General features: G+C 51.2%; 14 protein-coding genes. 12 read left to right on the plus strand and 2 right to left on the minus strand.

Features of this window, described 5'->3' with window-relative positions:
• Positions 1–82: 82 nt before the first annotated feature.
• The 6 genes from AC0YOA_RS30580 to AC0YOA_RS30605 all read left to right on the plus strand — a co-directional run bounded on the left by AC0YOA_RS30580 (position 83) and on the right by AC0YOA_RS30605 (position 5,088).
• Entirely contained in the window at positions 83–949 is an 867-nt protein-coding gene (locus tag AC0YOA_RS30580) for a helix-turn-helix domain-containing protein (RefSeq protein WP_475789845.1), read from the plus strand.
• A 101-nt stretch (positions 950–1,050) separates the two neighbouring features.
• Positions 1,051–1,314, plus strand: a complete 264-nt coding sequence (locus AC0YOA_RS30585) for a type II toxin-antitoxin system Phd/YefM family antitoxin (protein ID WP_475769294.1) — start codon at positions 1,051–1,053, stop codon at positions 1,312–1,314.
• Positions 1,311–1,625, plus strand: a complete 315-nt coding sequence (locus AC0YOA_RS30590; RefSeq protein ID WP_475789846.1) for a type II toxin-antitoxin system RelE/ParE family toxin — start codon at positions 1,311–1,313, stop codon at positions 1,623–1,625. Before AC0YOA_RS30585 ends, AC0YOA_RS30590 begins: the two co-directional genes overlap by 4 nt.
• 292 nt (positions 1,626–1,917) lie before the next feature.
• Entirely contained in the window at positions 1,918–2,586 is a 669-nt protein-coding gene (locus AC0YOA_RS30595) for a bifunctional 2-keto-4-hydroxyglutarate aldolase/2-keto-3-deoxy-6-phosphogluconate aldolase (RefSeq protein ID WP_475769371.1), read from the plus strand.
• 373 nt (positions 2,587–2,959) lie between these two features.
• Entirely contained in the window at positions 2,960–4,408 is a 1,449-nt protein-coding gene (gene cls, locus AC0YOA_RS30600) for a cardiolipin synthase (protein WP_475769297.1), read from the plus strand.
• Between the two features lie 35 nt (positions 4,409–4,443).
• A complete protein-coding gene (locus tag AC0YOA_RS30605) occupies positions 4,444–5,088 on the plus strand; it encodes a GTP pyrophosphokinase (RefSeq protein WP_379112840.1) in 645 nt (214 codons plus the stop codon).
• On the opposite strand, the gene AC0YOA_RS30610 is transcribed toward AC0YOA_RS30605, so the two are convergent.
• Positions 5,065–5,979, minus strand: a complete 915-nt coding sequence (locus tag AC0YOA_RS30610; protein ID WP_475789847.1) for an AraC family transcriptional regulator — start codon at positions 5,977–5,979, stop codon at positions 5,065–5,067. The two genes, AC0YOA_RS30605 and AC0YOA_RS30610, sit on opposite strands and share 24 nt — an antisense overlap.
• Before the next feature lie 189 nt (positions 5,980–6,168).
• On the opposite strand from AC0YOA_RS30610, the gene yicI reads away from it, so the two are divergent.
• The 6 genes from yicI (at position 6,169) to AC0YOA_RS30640 (ending at position 16,200) form a co-directional block, all read left to right on the plus strand.
• A complete protein-coding gene (gene yicI, locus AC0YOA_RS30615; RefSeq protein WP_475789848.1) occupies positions 6,169–8,496 on the plus strand; it encodes an alpha-xylosidase in 2,328 nt (775 codons plus the stop codon).
• A gap of 271 nt (positions 8,497–8,767) precedes the next feature.
• Positions 8,768–10,573, plus strand: coding sequence for a sensor histidine kinase (locus tag AC0YOA_RS30620; RefSeq protein ID WP_475789849.1), 1,806 nt, complete (start codon positions 8,768–8,770; stop codon positions 10,571–10,573).
• Positions 10,551–12,104, plus strand: a complete 1,554-nt coding sequence (locus AC0YOA_RS30625; protein ID WP_475789850.1) for a response regulator transcription factor — start codon at positions 10,551–10,553, stop codon at positions 12,102–12,104. The genes AC0YOA_RS30620 and AC0YOA_RS30625 overlap by 23 nt, the downstream gene beginning before the upstream one ends.
• Positions 12,105–12,503: 399 nt before the next feature.
• Entirely contained in the window at positions 12,504–13,457 is a 954-nt protein-coding gene (locus tag AC0YOA_RS30630) for an ABC transporter permease (RefSeq protein ID WP_475789851.1), read from the plus strand.
• Between the two features lie 14 nt (positions 13,458–13,471).
• Positions 13,472–14,377 (plus strand): carbohydrate ABC transporter permease, encoded by a 906-nt coding sequence (locus tag AC0YOA_RS30635; RefSeq protein ID WP_210037364.1) that lies wholly within the window; start codon positions 13,472–13,474, stop codon positions 14,375–14,377.
• 83 nt (positions 14,378–14,460) lie between these two features.
• Positions 14,461–16,200: an ABC transporter substrate-binding protein gene (locus AC0YOA_RS30640; RefSeq protein ID WP_210037638.1), complete on the plus strand. Its 1,740-nt coding sequence runs from the start codon at positions 14,461–14,463 to the stop codon at positions 16,198–16,200.
• 101 nt (positions 16,201–16,301) lie between these two features.
• Here AC0YOA_RS30640 and AC0YOA_RS30645 read toward each other — a convergent pair whose 3' ends face one another.
• Positions 16,302–17,189, minus strand: a complete 888-nt coding sequence (locus tag AC0YOA_RS30645) for a helix-turn-helix domain-containing protein (RefSeq protein WP_475789852.1) — start codon at positions 17,187–17,189, stop codon at positions 16,302–16,304.
• Positions 17,190–17,239: the final 50 nt, after the last annotated feature.

A 17,239-nucleotide genomic window follows, 5' to 3' on the forward strand; every position in this document is an offset into this window, starting at 1 on the left:
AGGTCGGGAGGTGCTGTTTTTCGGGAATGTTAATGGTACAATACATCTAAATGTTGTTAAATTGTCCTTCCTGGAGGAGAAAATGAATTTATTATTCGAGCCTGTTTCACTGAATGGCATGTCTTTACTGTGGGGTCATAAATCCTACTCGGACAGCAATTTCCGCGGGTTTTATCATTGGCATCAATGCTGTGAGATGCTGTTTGTCCATGAAGGCCAGGGAACCGTAATCGTGGAACAACAGACCTATGAAATCAAGCGGGGCATGCTGTTTTTCTTCCAGCCCTTTCAGCTTCACAAGGTGTATGCGAACGTGAGCGCAGAGCGTCCTTATGTCCGCTCGATTATGCATTTTGATCCGGTTCGGATATCGGCGGGGCTGCAGGCATTCCCCGAACGCCAAAGCCTGTTCAATCTGTTGTGGCAGGGGCAGACGAACCGCCAGGCGTATGATTTGACCGGGAATTTTGAATATATGAGCGGTATTTGCGATTTTTACGAGAGAGCGCACAGGAGCGGGAAAGGGGAGAATGAGGAAGAGATCACGCTGCTGATGCTGCAGCTGCTGTCCTGCATTCAGGCGGCCGGCAGCAGCAGTCCGGATGAAGCATTCATGAACATCGCACCAAGGCCGCTCAAATACTCAGAAGCGGTAATGCAGCGGCTGGAGAACAGCTATGCGGAGGAATTCGATCTGGAGCAGTTGGCAGGGCAGCTGCATCTCTCCAAGTATTACGTTTCCCGTGTGTTCAGACAGGAGACCGGCAGCAACATAACGGATTATTTGACCGCCAGAAGAATCAAGCAGGCCTGCCGTTTGCTGCAAACCACGTCACTGCCCATCGACCAGATCGGCAGCGAGGTTGGCTTGCCGAACGTCTCCTATTTCATCCAGCTGTTCAAGAAAGTCGTCGGCGTCACACCGCTGAAATTCAGGAAGAAGAGCTGAGTTGATATTCATATATTTGTATTCAAAGGCTGGGACCCTTGTTTGGATATCGTTATTGCGATAGAATAACGATATATCAAACCGTTCAGGAGTGATCTTTTATGCCAACCATCAGACCAAGTTCAGATCTGAGAAATAAGTACAATGAGATTTCTGATTTCTGTCATAAATATTCCGAACCTGTCTATATCACTAAAAATGGCCAAGGCGATTTAGCTGTTATGAGCATAGAGACTTTTGAGAAGCTCGTGGGCAAATTTGAGCTTTATAAGCTTCTTGATGAGGGACTGGATGCAATGAAAGAAAATAAAACAAGATCATTTCGAGACGCTTTACATGACATTAAGAAAGGGCTTCCGGAGTGATTGTCTATAATATTGTAATCACCGAGCCAGCTGAAGATGATTTGAAAAGGTGTATTGATTATATTGCAATAGAACTCAGAGAACCTGCAGCTGCTCGACATTTATTGGAAAAAATAAGCGGGGCTATCGATGAACTGGAGCAAATGCCTCTGCGTAATGCTTTGATTGGTGATGAGAAATTAGCAGCTCAAGGTATACGGAAGTTATTAGTGGATAACTATATGATCTTCTACGTGGCTTCGGAAGAAGCGGGGACTGTGACCATCGTAAGAATTCTTTATAGTAAGCGTGATTGGATCAACCTGTTATAAGGATAGCGTCATTAATTTACATTTATAGTGATCGGTAAGAATATTTCGACCAACCATTGGAGATTAAAAATTTGATAAAAAAAGCGTAGACAGGATGTAAATCCATCAACGCTTTTTTTATGCACAAACATATGGATGCTTATAGTTAATAAGCTGCTTCAGTCTCCAGGAACCGGCCGATGCCGTGGGACGTAAGTGAATTGCCAAAATGTCCTTCTTCCGCTAGGATAAGAAACAGAGATGGATTCATAGGCTGACAGATTCCAAATACATACAGATCGGATGAGTGATGATGAAAAAAATCAAGCTTTTGCAGCAGGTAGCGCAAGAAGGTGTCGTCGCCGTACTCAGAGGCGAATCCCCTGACGAAGTCATCGAAATGGCGAATCAATGCATTGCCGGCGGCATCAAGGTCATTGAAATCACGATGACAGTTCCGTTCGCGCTGCGGGCGATTGAGAAGCTGGCAATGTCGTATTCCAGCGATACGAAGGACCCGTCGAAATTCGCGATTATCGGGGTGGGCACGGCGCTTGACCCGGAAACCGCAAGGGCTGCCATTCTGAGCGGCGCCGAATTTGTGGTAGGGCCATCGCTGAATCCGGCTACGGTTACCTTATGCAACCGGTACCGTGTACCGGTTATGCCCGGCTGCATGACCATCAAGGAGATCCAGGAGGCACTGGAGCTGGGCGTGGATATCGTCAAGCTGTTCCCAGGCAACCTCTATTCGCCGGCCATGATCAAGGCGATCAAAGGTCCGGTGCCGCAAGCGAATATCATGCCGACTGGCGGCGTATCGCTTGACAATCTGGGCGACTGGATCAAAGCAGGCGCGGTGGCCGTCGGAATCGGCTCGGATCTCACAAGCGAAGCGGTGAAAAGCGGTAATTATGATCTGATCGCAAGCCGCGCAGGCCAATACATCGAAGCCTACCGCAGTGCGAAGAACGCGGGATAATTCTTTTTTTAAATATCAGTCAGAAAGGATAAAATGCGGCTTCTGCTTTTCTGATATTTTTGAGGAAGAAACTAACTTTGCCGCCCAAAGACGGCGAAGCCGCTTCTTCTTGCTTACTCTTGCTTCAAACCTGAAACTTCTTGTTTAAATAAGGGAGCGGCGGATTCGATCTGCTGCTCCCTTATTTTGTTCGCCTTTAGAGCATTCACAGGGTTCACAGCTAATAAGGGAGGAAACCAACTTTACCCTAAAGACGGCTTCAGCCACTTCTTCCGGCTTGGCGCGATGCGTCAGGAAGAGCCAACATTGGAATAAGGCTGCTTTTATTGTAAACTAAAAAAGATTAGCGACGGCAGAGGTGGAGTAGACGCGGATGTTCATATATACACATTTATATACAATAATTACCATGCTTAATATACCTCTTGCCATTACGGTCATATTCCTGGAGCGCCGCAATATCGGGGTGACCTGGGCGTGGCTGATGGTCCTGCTGTTCTTGCCGGTGGTCGGATTCGCCGTCTATTTATTGTTCGGTCAGAACCTCAGCAAGCAGAAGCTTTACAATATCAACAGGCGCAGCCGTATCATGATGGCGGCTCTGATTGAGAACCAGCGCAAGGATTTCCGGGAAAATCATATCACATTCACCGATCCCGCCATGGCGGATTACCGGGGTATGATCTTCATGAATCTGTCCAGCGGCTATGCGCTGTATTCGCAGAACAACAGCGTGGATATCTTCACGAACGGAACCGATAAATTCGAGTGCCTGTTCAAAGAAATCGAACAAGCCCGCGAGAGCATCCATATGATGTATTACATCGTACAGAACGACGCTCTTGCCAGGCGCATGGCGGAAGCCCTCACCCGCAAAGCCAAAGAGGGCGTTCAGGTCCGTTTCTTGTATGACGATATCGGAAGCTACCATCTCCCACGGCATTTCTTCGACGGGCTGAAGCAGGCGGGGGGCCAGGTCTCGGCGTTTTTCCCGTCCAAGATCCCCTATTTGAACTTCCGGGTGAATTACCGCAATCACCGGAAGCTTGTAATCATTGACGGCGTCATCGGGTACATCGGGGGATTCAATATTGGCGACGAATATTTGGGTATTGACCAGCGCTTCGGCTTCTGGCGGGATACTCATCTGCGGTTGATAGGCAATTCCGTTCAGCAGATGCAGTCGCAATTTTTGCTGGACTGGAATCTGGCTTCCCCCTATATCGTCACCGGATCCGAGCCCGGTATGTTTAAAGAGGCGGAGGCATGCGGAACCGTCGGCATCCAGATTGTATCGAGCGGCCCCAATCAGACGTTGGAGCAGATCAAGAACGCGTATATCAAGATGATCAATTCCGCGAGGAAAAGCATTTATATCCAAACGCCGTATTTCATTCCCGATGAAAGCCTGCTGGACGCACTCAAAATGGCGGTTCTGTCAGGCATTGACGTCCGAATGATGATTCCCAGCAAGCCGGATCACAAAATGGTCTATCTGGCCTCCTTCTCTTACCTTGGCGATTTGATGGAGCAGGGGATGAAATGTTATCTTTATGAGAAGGGATTTATGCATGCCAAGACGATTGTCGTGGACGGCAATATAGCCTCGGTCGGCACGGCGAATGTGGATATCCGCAGCTTCAAGCTCAATTTTGAAGTCAACGCCGTTATCTATGACACGGGCACGGCAACCCGGTTGAAGGAGATTTTCGAAGCAGATATGCTCGACAGCAGGGAACTGACCTACGAGGAGTACAAGAAAAGGCCGTTGTTTCAACGGTTTAAGGAATCCTGCACACGATTGCTGTCGCCTATATTATAAAAAAGAAACAGGAAGCAGACAGGAGCTTGATCATCATGATGGAGAAGAAAATGGTAATGGAATGGGCAAGGCTGCTCATGAATTATAAATTCGCCTTGGACGAAGTGGAAACCAAGCTGACGATATTGAATGAGGAACTGCAATTTGTGCAGCATTATAACCCGATCGAGCATTTGAAAACCCGGATCAAAACGCCAGAGAGCATCTCCGAGAAGCTGCTCCGCAAGGGTCTGGAAGTGACGACAGCGAATGCGATTGCCCATATCCGGGATATCGCCGGGGTCAGAGTGACCTGTTCCTTCTCGGCCGATGTCTACCATGTGTATGAAATGATCAGCAGGCAAAGCGACGTTCAGGTTCTGGAGGTCAAGGATTATATCCAGAACCCCAAGCCCAACGGCTATCAGAGTCTGCATGTTATTATCCAGATCCCGGTATTTTTGTCCGACCGCATCGAGCATGTGAATGTGGAAATCCAGCTCCGTACGGTGGCCATGGATTTTTGGGCCAGTCTGGAGCATAAAATTTATTATCAATTCCATGAGGATATGCCGGAGTCGATCCGAGAACAGCTGAAGGATACCGCTCATATGATTGCCAGTCTGGACCAGCGGATGATGGGGCTGAACGAGGAAGTCAAGCGGCTGGCGAATCCTTTATCCGGACTGCTCCGGTCGTAAACCGTGCTTTTTGCGGAATTCTGAGGGCGTACACCTCATGGTTTGACGAAAGACCTTGATGAAGTAGCTGAGATTGTCAAAGCCGACATCCATCGCAATGGCGGAGATCTTCTTATCGGAAGCGGACAAGTATTCCCCGGCCTTCCTGATCCGGTAGGCATTCAAATACTCAATCGGTGTCGAGCGAGTCATGGACTTGAAGAAGCGGTTGAACTGACCTTCGCTCATCGGGATCTGGTCAGCCAACTCGCGCAGGCGGATCGAACGATGGTAATGATTATGCATGTAGACGATAACAGTCTTCAGACGGTCGACACGGGTGGCATCGGAATGGAGGGCTTCGCTGCGGTCGCATGCCCGGCCTTCCTCCCCGGACAGCTCGCCGAGCATCAGCATCAGCAGCGCCTTGATCCGGATTTCAAATCCGGGCTGTCTTTTGTGATAAGCTTCGATAATCGTATGGAGATGGACAAGCAGACCTTTCTCCCAACCGGATGCAGGAAGAATCCGGCGGGGGAAGGTTTTTTTGCGTTCAAGCAGCGGGGAAATATAATCCTTCTGAACGGCATCGAAGCTGCCGCTTTCCAGCCACCCGGCGTCAAAAACAATGGCGGTCATCCGGCATGGCGTATCGCCCAGTACGTCCAATGCGGCATGAATGTCTCCGCCATCGATAAACACGGCCTCGCCGGCCTTTACCGTAAAATACTCGGTGTCCACCTGGAACAGCACCTTGCCCTCCAGCACAAGGAGAAACTCGGTTTCCTCATGCCAATGGCAGTCAAAGCCTTTCCCGCCGGGCATGTACTGGTTCTCATATACACCCAGAGGCAGCATCGTATCGCCGTGCAGCCGGTTCTCCTTAAGCAGAGGCCGTATGATTTGATCCATAGCAACAGCTCCTTGACGGAAAATGGGATCTTTGGATTAGTTTTGAGTCTATATGCGCATGATAATGTCGTAATTGTGTTATAAAAAGTCGTGATTCTATTAGTTTTGTCTATTTAATATCAGTATAATGCGACTATGCAGGATTTTAAAGTGTAAATTCAATGACCCTTGAAAGGAATGAGACTTAAGGTGAAATTTACAGACGGCAATTGGATGATTCGCGAGGGGTATCAGGTGCTTGGCGCTGTGCAAGCGCATGCAATCGACCAGGAGGATAACAGACTGACCGCTTATGTGTCCCCTCGGCCGATCGTGAACCGTTCCAGCATGCTCGATACGATGCTGCTGACGGTGCGTTTCCATTCCCCGCTTCCGGGGGTAGTCGGAGTCAAGCTGATTCATCATGAGGGAGTTGCAGCCCGCGGTCCGGTATTCGAGCTGTCGGAGCAGACCGGCGCGCATGTGACGATCGAGGAGAACGACGAGGCCGTGCTGCTGAAGAGCGGCGGACTTACGGTGCGGATCAGCAAGGGCCCCGAATGGGGTGTGGATTTCTATAGAGGCTCGCAGCGCATTACAGGGACCAGGCAGAAGTCGATGGCCTATATTACGGATCCGGCCAAGCAGGCGTTCATGCGCGAGGAGCTGGATTTGGGCGTAGGGGAATATGTATACGGACTTGGCGAGCGCTTCACGCCGTTTGTGAAAAACGGTCAAATCGTCGACATCTGGAACAAGGACGGCGGTACCAGCTCGGAGCAATCCTATAAGAACATTCCCTTCTATGTGTCGAGCAAAGGCTATGGAGTGTTCGTCAATCATCCGGAGCTGGTCTCTTTCGAGGTCGCATCCGAGAAGGTCAAGAAGGTACAGTTCAGCGTGACCGGCGAGTCGCTGGAGTATTTCGTAATTGACGGGCCTACGATCAAGGACGTTCTTGGCAAATATACCGATTTGACCGGGAAACCGGCGCTTCCTCCGGCCTGGACGTTCGGCCTGTGGCTGACGACCTCCTTCACGACGAACTATGACGAGGCGACGGTGAACAGCTTTGTCGAGGGAATGGCCGAGCGCGATCTGCCGCTTCATGTCTTCCACTTCGATTGCTTCTGGATGCGCGAATTCCACTGGACGGATTTCAAATGGGATGAGCGGGTATTCCCCGATCCGGTGGGGATGCTGAAGCGGCTGAGAGAGAAAGGGCTTAAAATATGCGTATGGATCAATCCCTATATCGCCCAGCGTTCCCGGCTCTTTGAAGAAGGCAGGCAGAACGGCTACCTGGTGAAAAAAGCAAATGGCGACGTGTGGCAGTGGGATATGTGGCAGCCGGGCATGGCTCTTGTCGACTTTACAAACCCTGCAGCCTGCAAATGGTATGCCGGTTATCTGGAAGAACTGGTCGATATGGGCGTGGACAGCTTCAAGACCGACTTCGGCGAAAGAATCCCGACAGACGTCGTGTACCATGACGGCTCGGATCCCGTTAAGATGCATAATTACTATACCTACCTGTACAATAAAGTGGTCTTCGAAGTGCTGGAGAATAAGCTCGGCAAACAGGAAGCGGCGGTATTCGCCCGCTCGGCAACGGTTGGCGGACAGAAATTCCCTGTTCACTGGGGCGGGGACTGTTATGCGGATTATGAATCCATGGCAGAGAGTCTGCGCGGCGGCCTGTCGCTTGGAATGTCGGGCTTCGGTTTCTGGAGCCATGATATCGGCGGCTTCGAGAATACGGCACCGCATCATATCTTCAAGCGCTGGCTGGCCTTCGGCTTATTGTCAAGCCACAGCCGCTTGCATGGCAGCAAATCGTACCGGGTACCTTGGGCCTATGATGAAGAGGCAGTCGATGTGACGCGTTTCTTCACGAAGCTGAAATGCCGCCTGATGCCTTATCTGTTCAACACGGCCGGACAAGCGGCGGAGCTGGGCCTCCCCTCCATGCGGGCGATGGTGCTTGAATTTCCGGAGGATCCGGCAACGGAAACGCTGGACCGCCAATATATGCTCGGCGATTCCATTCTGGTCGCGCCGGTGTTCCATGAACAAGGCAATGTTTCCTATTATCTGCCGCAAGGCACCTGGACCCATCTGCTTACCGGAGAGACCGTACAAGGCGGCTCATGGCGGAAGGAAAACTACAATTTCTTCAGCCTGCCGCTGTTTGTGCGCCAGAATTCCATCGTTGCGCTTGGGGCCAATGACCGGCGTCCGGACTATGATTTTGCGGACGGGGTCGAGCTTTCCTTGTATAATCTGGAGGATGGGCATACGGCAAGCACCGTGGTCCGCAGCATCAAAGGCCAGCCGGAGCTTGGCGTAAGCGCAGGCCGTCAGGGAACAACCATACAGGTCGATGCCGAAGGCAGCGGCAAACCGTTCCGCTTCTCCCTGCAAGGGGGAGCAGTCATCGTTTCGGCTGAGGGGCATTCGGGAATTTCGATCGACGGAAACACCGTATCCATTCCTGCCGGATCGCCGAAAGTGAGCTTCAAACTTACGATTCAATAAGCCAGTGGCGCCAGCTGTAAACGGTAGATACCCCCTTATCTCACATGGAAGCTGTCTGTGAGGTGAGGGGGTTCTTTGCGCGGGCAAGGGAAATGTCTAATTATGAACTGAAAAAATGGAAAATTTTTAATGGTTTTTATCAAACTCCACTCGTTTAAAATGAAGAAAGCGTTTATTGCTAAAGCGCTTCCACAAGAAGGCCGGTTATAAACTGGCCAGAGCAGGCGGAAACAGTCCGTGCAGCATCCGAAGAAGAAAGGAGCCAGGCCCAGTGTTTCGGATCATCATCCGCGGAATTAACGATTTAAAGCTGAGAACCAAGCTGATCCTCTCCTTCATTGTTGTGGTATTCATCCCCGTCATGATTGTCGGGTTGTTCCTGACCAATGAGCTGCGGCATCAGGCGCTGGATAATGCGCTGGAGCAAACAGCTGTGAATGTGGACCGGGTCAAGAAGCGGACCTCGGAGGTGATTAACGCCGCTTATGATATTTCTTACCGTCTTTCCAATGACAGCCGGTTGGCCCGTCTGGCTGCTACGGAATATGAGACGGTCTATGATGTGGTCAAGGCCTATAAGGATTATCCCGATATCAAGGAATATATCAGCCTTTACAAGGAAATTTCCAACATCCGCATCTATCTGGACAATCCTACGCTGCTGGATAATTGGGAGTTCATTCAACCCAGCGAGTCCATTATTAATTCCGGCTGGTATCAATCCGCCATGAGCAGCAGCGGCCTGATTGGCTGGAATTATATCGAGGATGAACGGGACGGCAAGAAATATTTGAGCCTGGTCCGCAAGATTGATTTCCGCGACGAGATGAGCAGCGCCGTGCTGGTCATCAACGTCAACTCCCGGATGCTCGATGCGATTCTGAACCAGGAAACCTTCGAGACCATGATTGTTGATGAGAACAACAATATTATTTCGTCCAATCGGCCGGGCCGGGTAGGCAAGGGTCTGTCGGAGATCGATTTTGACCCGAGTATCGTGAACAAGCAAAGCGGCACTTATAATGCAGTGGTCAATGAACAATCGTCCAAAATCCGGATTGAGACCCTTATTCCCCTTTCCAGCTTGAATGGTATCCGGATTTTGTCGGTATTTTCGGTCAAAACCATCGTGAAGGATGCCAACCAGATTATCATTCTGGCGACCATTGTTATTTTCATCAGCCTGATTGTTGCTATTGTCCTGATCTATGGCTTCTCCAATCTTCTCTCCAAGCGCATGCTGCGTTTAAGCAAGCATATTACGAAGGTGGCTACGGGAAATCTCGATGTGACGCTTGCGATCGACGGCAAGGATGAGATCGGCCAGCTGTCCAGGCAGTTCAATGCGATGGTCGGGAGTATCAACGTCCTGCTCGCCGAGGTTCAGGAATCCAATCTGCAGAAGACCCAACTTGTTACCAGGCAGAATGAAATCAAATTCAAAATGCTGGCGAGCCAGATTAATCCGCATTTTCTCTTCAACGCCCTGGAGTCGATCCGGATGAAAGCCCATATCAAGGGCGAGAAGGAGATAGCCAAGGTCGTCAGGCTGCTCGGGAGAATGATGAGGAAGAATCTGGAGGCGGGAAGCAAAGAAGTGACTTTGCGAAGCGAAATCGAGGTCGTCCGCTGCTATCTGGATATTCAGAAATTCCGCTACGAGAGCCGGCTGGGCTATGAGCTTGTGATCGATCCCCTGACAGAGCAGCTGCATATTCTCCCGCTCATTATCCAGCCGCTTGTTGAGAACGCTGTCATCCATGGACTGGAGAACAAGCAGGAGGGCGGATACGTGCGGATCAAGGCTGAGCTGATGGATAAATGGATGCGTATCGAAGTGTCGGATAACGGGGAGGGAATGGATAAGGAGAGGCTTGATTTTGTGCTGCGCTCCCTTGAGGAGCAGGAGGACGAAGCCAATAACCGGATCGGTCTGCGGAATGTGCATATGAGACTTCAGCTCTCTTACGGGAGGGAGCATGGACTTGTGATCACAAGCAGCCCGGATAGCGGGACGAAGATAAGTTTTACAATTCCGACAGGAGGCGGTAAACATGTACAAAGTGCTGATAGCTGACGATGAGCCTACGATTCGTGAAGGGCTGAGGACGCTTATTGAATGGGAGCTGTACGGTTATGAGGTCGTGGATACCGCTGCAAACGGCCAAGAGGCGCTCCAGAAGGCTGCCCATCATTCGCCTGATCTGATTATTGCGGATATCCGGATGCCAGGGATGAGCGGTCTGGAGCTGGTGGAGGCGCTCCGGAAGAACGGCTCCACTCTTCATGTCCTTATTCTAAGCGGATACGCCGACTTCGATTATGCCAAGAAAGCCATCTCCCTGCAGATTGATGGTTACATGTTAAAGCCCGTCGATGAGGATGAGCTGATCGAGTATTTGGAGGTGCTCCGGATGACGCTCGAACGGGAGAAACAGGACAAACAGAAGACGGCCGCGTTAAGCGGCTTGTCCAGAGAATTAATCGTGCAATCCCTGCTTGCGCCGGGAGGCTCGCCGGTTAACGCTTATAGCGAGGAGGAGATTCTGGCTGCGGGATTGCTGTGGGATTGCTATGAGATTATATTGATCAAGTTTCAAGCAATGGAGCAGGAGACTGAACCAGGAGCTTCCGCGCTTCTGAAAAGCCGGTTATGCGAATTGTACGAACAATCGGGCAGAGGCGTCGTTTTTTCCATGGAGCCGTATGTGGGTCTGCTGCTGAATGGTGATCTGCATAATGAGCATACACGTCATCATATTCACACTGAAATCACTGCAGTCGCGGCGCGGCAGAATATGGAATTTACCGCTGCTGGCGGCTGCGTAAGGAGTCTGACGGACATTGGCGCCTCCTGCGGGGAGGTTATGCGGCTCATGAACCAGCGTTTTTATTACGCTGAGGATCTGATTGCGGCTCCCGGAGATATCCCAGCCAGCCTCCCGGCATCAGGCGGTTCCGATAACGAGCCGATGCCTGACTATTCCGCTGTCGCCGATAAAATCTATTTCGCGATCGATGTCGGCAACCGTATGTCCGTAGCCCAGCTGGTTTCGGAAGCAGCAGACCGAATGCTTGCCGCCGGATGCCCGGAGCCCAAGATCAAATCCGGCTTTGTCCAAATCATTACGGAGACGCTCGCCAAACTCGCACGGAATCATTCCGCCAATCCGTCCGTGAGTCAGGACCATTCCGCAGGTATTCTCGATATCTACCGGCAGATGACCTGCAGCTCGCTTGTGCGGCATGTAACCGGCTATCTGCAAACGCTCATTAACGAGCAGCCAGGCGGAGGGATTGACAAGCAGATGAGGAAAATGATCGACCTGATCCAGCGGAATTTTCATGAGAATCTGAAGCTCGAAACGCTGGCTGAGGTGTTCAATTATAACAGTGCTTACCTGGGCAAGCTGTTCAAAAATGTGACCGGCGAATACTTTAATACCTACCTCGACAAAGTCAGGATCGAGAAGGCCAAAGAGTTCCTGGACAGCGGCTTGAAGGTCTATCAGGTGGCAGAGAAGGTCGGCTATACGAACGTCGATTATTTTCACAGCAAATTCCGCAAGTACGAAGGTTCTTCGCCTTCCGCTTACCGCAAGAAGTAGGCGGAGCAGGTGGAAATAGTCTGTAGAAGCGTAAGCGTTCGTCTTTGTACCCCGAATTTATCAGATAAAGGGTTCCAAAATAAAAAATTCAGAGGTACAACAGCGATCCCGACAAGTGACAAGCGATAGACATGCTTGTAGCACTTGCGAGTATCGAAAGACGTTTCCACATGCGCAGCCAGTCATTTTTAAAATAAAAGAACGTATAAAATTTCTCCATACTTTGCTTCTATTTCGGTGGGAAGAAACTTACTGTGCCGCCAAAAGGACGGCCTCAGCCGTTTCTTCTTGACGGACGTTCAAAGCGCTGATTTTTATATGATTTTCGCTTGAATTGGTCGGGTATTGCGGGCATCGCATTTCCATTATCATTAGGACATACAGCAAGGAGGGAAATACATGGCAGCGGTTACAACCGAAATGAAAGCCCCTGCGAAGCATGGCAGAAAACGATTCTGGAGCGTTTTTTTCCAGCAGCGGTATCTGTACCTTATGTCGCTTCCTTTTATCGCATGGGTATTCGTGTTCAGCTATCTGCCCCTGTGGGGCTGGACGATGGCATTCCAGAAATTCAAGCCGGGGCGAAACTTCTTCGATCAGGAGTGGGTGGGGCTCCAGTACTTCAAGGAGCTATTTCACGACCCCCAATTTTACCAGGTGCTCCGCAATACGCTTGCCATGAGTACGATGGGACTGGTCGCCGGGTTCACGGTACCGATCATCTTCGCGATTGTGCTGAACGAAGTGAAAACGATGGCCGTCAAGCGTTTTGTGCAAACGGTTTCGTACCTTCCGCATTTCGTGTCCTGGGTCGTCGTCGCAGGTATCGTAACGAAGATGCTGGCAACCGACGGCGCCGTCAACGGACTGCTTATGAGCCTTCACATCATCGATCAGCCGATCCAGTATATGGCGAAGGGCAATTTGTTCTGGTATATCGTAACCGGCTCGGATGTCTGGAAAGAGATGGGCTGGAACACGATCATTTATCTGGCCGCCATTGCCGGCATTGGGCCTGAGCTGTATGAAGCGGCGAAGGTAGACGGTGCGAACAGGATCCAGCAGATATGGAATATTACAATTCCGGGCATCCGCTCTACGATCATCATTCTGCTGATCATCTCCATCGGGCACCTGGTCAGCATCGGCTTCGAGAAGCAATTCCTGCTCGGCAATCCGCTTGTCAGCGACTATTCGCAGGTGCTGGACCTCTACGCGCTGAACTACGGGCTTGGAATGGGACGGTTCTCCTTCGGTACAGCGATCAATATTTTCAACTCTCTGATCAGCATCATCCTGCTGCTTGTCGCAAACGGCATATTCAAAAAAGTAACCAAAGAAAGTATTTTCTAGGAGGAGGATGCCGCATGGCTTCGCGCAAATGGTCCTCCGGGGCATCCTGGCCGGACAGAACCTTTGACCTGCTTGTCTATCTCATTCTGGCGGTCGTTACGATTGTTACGCTGTATCCGTTCCTGAATGTGCTGGCGATTTCGCTTAATGATTCCACTGACAGCGTGCGCGGCGGACTCACCATTTATCCCCGGGTGTTTACGCTGAAGAACTACGAGACGATCTTTGCCTTTGGCGGGCTGATTACCGGGCTGAAAATCTCTATTCTCCGAACGGTTATCGGGACGATTCTGGGACTTGTCAGCGCTTCGATGCTGGCCTTTACGATCAGCCGCATTGATTTTCAGGGACGCAGATTCGTTTCGGCTTTCCTCGCAATGACGATGTATATATCTGGCGGGCTGATTCCGTTCTACATTCTGATTCGCGACCTGCATATGATCGGCACCTTCGCCGTCTACGTGCTTCCCGGTCTTGTGAGCGCATTCAACGTCTTCATCATCCGTTCCTTCATCGATGGCATTCCTTATGCGCTGCAGGAGTCGGCGAAGCTGGACGGGGCGAACGACTGGACGATCTTCTGGCGTGTCATCCTGCCGCTGACCAAGCCGGCGCTGGCGACGATTGCGCTGTTTCTGGCGGTGGGACAATGGAACTCCTGGTTCGATACCTACCTGTTCAACGGCTCGAAGGAACACTTGACCACCCTGCAGTTTGAACTGATGAAGGTGCTGCAGAGCACGACGACCAACGCCGATTCCTTCCGTGGCCGCAACATGACCGAGGTCATGCGCCAAATCTCGCCTGAATCGGTGAAGATGGCCATTACGATCGTCGTGACCGTTCCCATTCTGGTCGTCTATCCGTTCCTGCAGAAGTACTTTGTAAAAGGCATGACGCTCGGCGCGGTCAAGAGCTGAGTGCAGCTGATAAACCGGTATAGACAGATAATCTGTTCATTACGATATTTCTTTACTACAAATTGGGAGGGTTTTTACGCATGATGAACACAAGATCCAAAGCGGCGGCGCTGCTCATGACATTCGCGCTCTCCGTCGGCTTGCTGGCCGGCTGCTCCAGCAACAATAATGGCGAGAACAGCAAGGCTGCGAACAACACCGGCACGGCGAATACGAGCACGAACGCCGGTGCGGAAACAGAAGACTTGTCCCCGGTCACATTCAGCTTTTTCGCCGAGGATCCGAATCCCAACTGGAACAACATGCAGGATGAAGTGTCCAAGGAAATTACGAAGAAAACAGGCGTTACCCTCGATGCGGAATTTGCCGTAGGCGATCCGGCCCAGAAGGTTGCGCTCATGGCGGCAAGCGGTCAATATCCGGACATCATTTCGGCCAAAGGCGATATCGGCAAGCTCGTCGATGCCGGCGGCGTCATCGATCTGACCGACTTGATCAACAAATATGCGCCCAATATCAAGAGAGTGCTTGGTCCTTACCTCAGCCGGGCCAAATATACGACTGAGGATCAGTCCATCTACGCCATTCCGACCTGGGCAGCCGTTGATGAACAGCGATTCGTGGCCGGTGGAGGCTTCGAGCTTCAGCATCGCGTCGTGAAGGAAGCGGGTTACCCGCAGATTCGTACCGTACAGGATTATGAGAAGGCCATCAAGGATTATCTGGCCAAGCATCCGACGGACGAGAATGGCAACAAGAACATCGGAGTTTCGCTGAATGCGGATGACTGGCATATACAAATCTCCGTTACCAACCCGGCCGTTGCCACAACCGGCGGATCCGATGACGGCGAATACTGGGTCGATCAGGACACATTTGAAGCCAAGTACCACTTCCGCCGTCCGGAAGAAAAGGAATATTTCCGCTGGCTGAACCATATGAACGCCGAAGGGCTGCTTGACCCGGAAAGCTTTGTGCAAAAGTATGACCAGTACAAAGCCAAGGTCGCTTCCGGCCGCGTACTCGGCTTGATCGACCAGGACTGGGATTACAACGACGGCCAGCAGGCTCTGAAGTCAGCCGGCAAGTTGGACCAGACATACGGTCATTATCCGGTGACCCTGAGCGAGGATTTCAAGGAAACATCCTTCTGGCCAACCGGTTTCATGGGCGGCTACGGGATCTCGATTTCAAGTACCGCGAAGGATCCGGTGCGCATCATCAAGTTCCTGGATTTCCTCGCATCCGATGAAGGCCAGATTCTCAACAACTGGGGAATTGAAGGCAAGCATTATGTCATGGAGGACGGCAAGCGCGTCGTGCCGCAGGAAGTGCAGGACCGCATCAATAACGACAACACGGCATTCACAAAAGAAACCGGTATCGGCTTCTATTGGAACATGATGGTGCACTATGGCGACGGCGCGAAGGATTCAACCGGCAACTACTACACCAAGAACAATCCGGAGATGATCCCGACCGGCTACAGCGATGTGGAGAAAGAAACGCTCAAAGCGTATGATGCTACAATTTGGAAGGATCTATTCCCCAAAGAAGACGAGTTCAAGGTGAAGGCGTACGGCGCAGCCTGGAATATCCAGATCCCGGGCGAAGATGAAGTAGCCGTTCTCGGCAACAAGATGAAGGACATCACCTGGAAGCGCGTTCCCGAGGCGATCCTGGCGAAGCCGGAGAACTTCGATAAAGTCTGGGAGGCGTACCAGCAGGATCTGATCAAAGCGGGCGTTGAGAAAATGGAAAAAGGATATACGAAATACGTGCAGGACCGCGTTGCATTGTGGAGTGCCGATTCCGGCCAATAAATGCTGTCATTCGAAAAGCCGCCCTCGTCAATAGTCGAGGGCGGCTTTTCTTATATAGCAATAACCCGATTCAACCTGAATGAGAACAGGTATGGACCGGGTTATTTTTGTTTATGCGTACGCCGGTATTCTCTTGGCGTGACGCCTGTATGCTTGCGGAACATTTTATTGAAGAAGCTGACATCGTTGAAGCCGGTTTCGAGTGCGATATCCAGCACCTTGATGTCCGTATCGAGCAGAAGCGCAGAGGCATGGCGGATCTGCACCTCATGCTTGTAGTCCATGAGGCTCTGTCCGGTGGCTTCCTTGAATTTGGCGGTGAATGAGGAGACGCTCATCCCGCAAATCCGGCTCAGCTGGATTAGGGTCAGGGGCTGACGGTAATTCAGCTCGACAAAATTGCGGATCGACAGAATCCGCTCCCGGTCGCTGAGCGTATGGCGCTCTGTGCTCCGGTTCTCTTGATGATAGCGGCTGAGCCAGACCAGGCATTCGATCCAGCGTGTCTTGATAATGAGCTGGGAGCCGTCGCGCTCCTGCTCATATTCCTCGTAGATGGTCTGCAGATGGCCCTGGAACTGCAGCTTCTGCGCAGCCTGAAGCGGATGATAGGGGATGAACGACTGGCTTTTCCGCAGGAAGGGCATCAGATAGAAAAAATCGATAAAGGCGGGAATTTCCTGAAGCGCCTCCAGCTCCTTTTGCAGGAAAGCCGTATCAAACAGCACATTATAGACTAGGGTATCCTCATCGGCCGATCCCAGATAGCTGTGGTATACATTCGGCTCCAGAATGAACACATCACCCGTGGCCAGCCGGTATTGATGACCGGACATTTCGTGAAAGGCGCTCCCCTCAACAACAAACACCAGTTCGACGAAATCATGCGTGTGGGAAGGAATCGGCTCATTCCTGCGAATGACGGCGCGGTCGATATAGAACGGAAAACGGCTGTCCTTGAAATAATTGCTGCCTGTATAGGTTGTCATGTCCTCTTGTCCCCTTTTTGGCAGATCGACCTGGTTTTGTCGCTCATCCT

The organism is Paenibacillus sp. JT22N12 (assembly GCF_056269365.1).

Coding starts and splice junctions, on each gene's coding strand:
- AC0YOA_RS30610 (WP_475789847.1), bottom strand. CDS start 5,979: ATGGATCAAATCATACGGCCTCTGCTTAAGGAGAACCGGCTGCACGGC.
- cls (WP_475769297.1), top strand. CDS start 2,960: ATGTTCATATATACACATTTATATACAATAATTACCATGCTTAATATA.
- AC0YOA_RS30595 (WP_475769371.1), top strand. CDS start 1,918: ATGAAAAAAATCAAGCTTTTGCAGCAGGTAGCGCAAGAAGGTGTCGTC.
- AC0YOA_RS30645 (WP_475789852.1), bottom strand. CDS start 17,189: ATGACAACCTATACAGGCAGCAATTATTTCAAGGACAGCCGTTTTCCG.
- AC0YOA_RS30585 (WP_475769294.1), top strand. CDS start 1,051: ATGCCAACCATCAGACCAAGTTCAGATCTGAGAAATAAGTACAATGAG.
- AC0YOA_RS30640 (WP_210037638.1), top strand. CDS start 14,461: ATGAACACAAGATCCAAAGCGGCGGCGCTGCTCATGACATTCGCGCTC.
- AC0YOA_RS30635 (WP_210037364.1), top strand. CDS start 13,472: ATGGCTTCGCGCAAATGGTCCTCCGGGGCATCCTGGCCGGACAGAACC.
- AC0YOA_RS30625 (WP_475789850.1), top strand. CDS start 10,551: ATGTACAAAGTGCTGATAGCTGACGATGAGCCTACGATTCGTGAAGGG.
- AC0YOA_RS30630 (WP_475789851.1), top strand. CDS start 12,504: ATGGCAGCGGTTACAACCGAAATGAAAGCCCCTGCGAAGCATGGCAGA.
- AC0YOA_RS30605 (WP_379112840.1), top strand. CDS start 4,444: ATGATGGAGAAGAAAATGGTAATGGAATGGGCAAGGCTGCTCATGAAT.
- AC0YOA_RS30580 (WP_475789845.1), top strand. CDS start 83: ATGAATTTATTATTCGAGCCTGTTTCACTGAATGGCATGTCTTTACTG.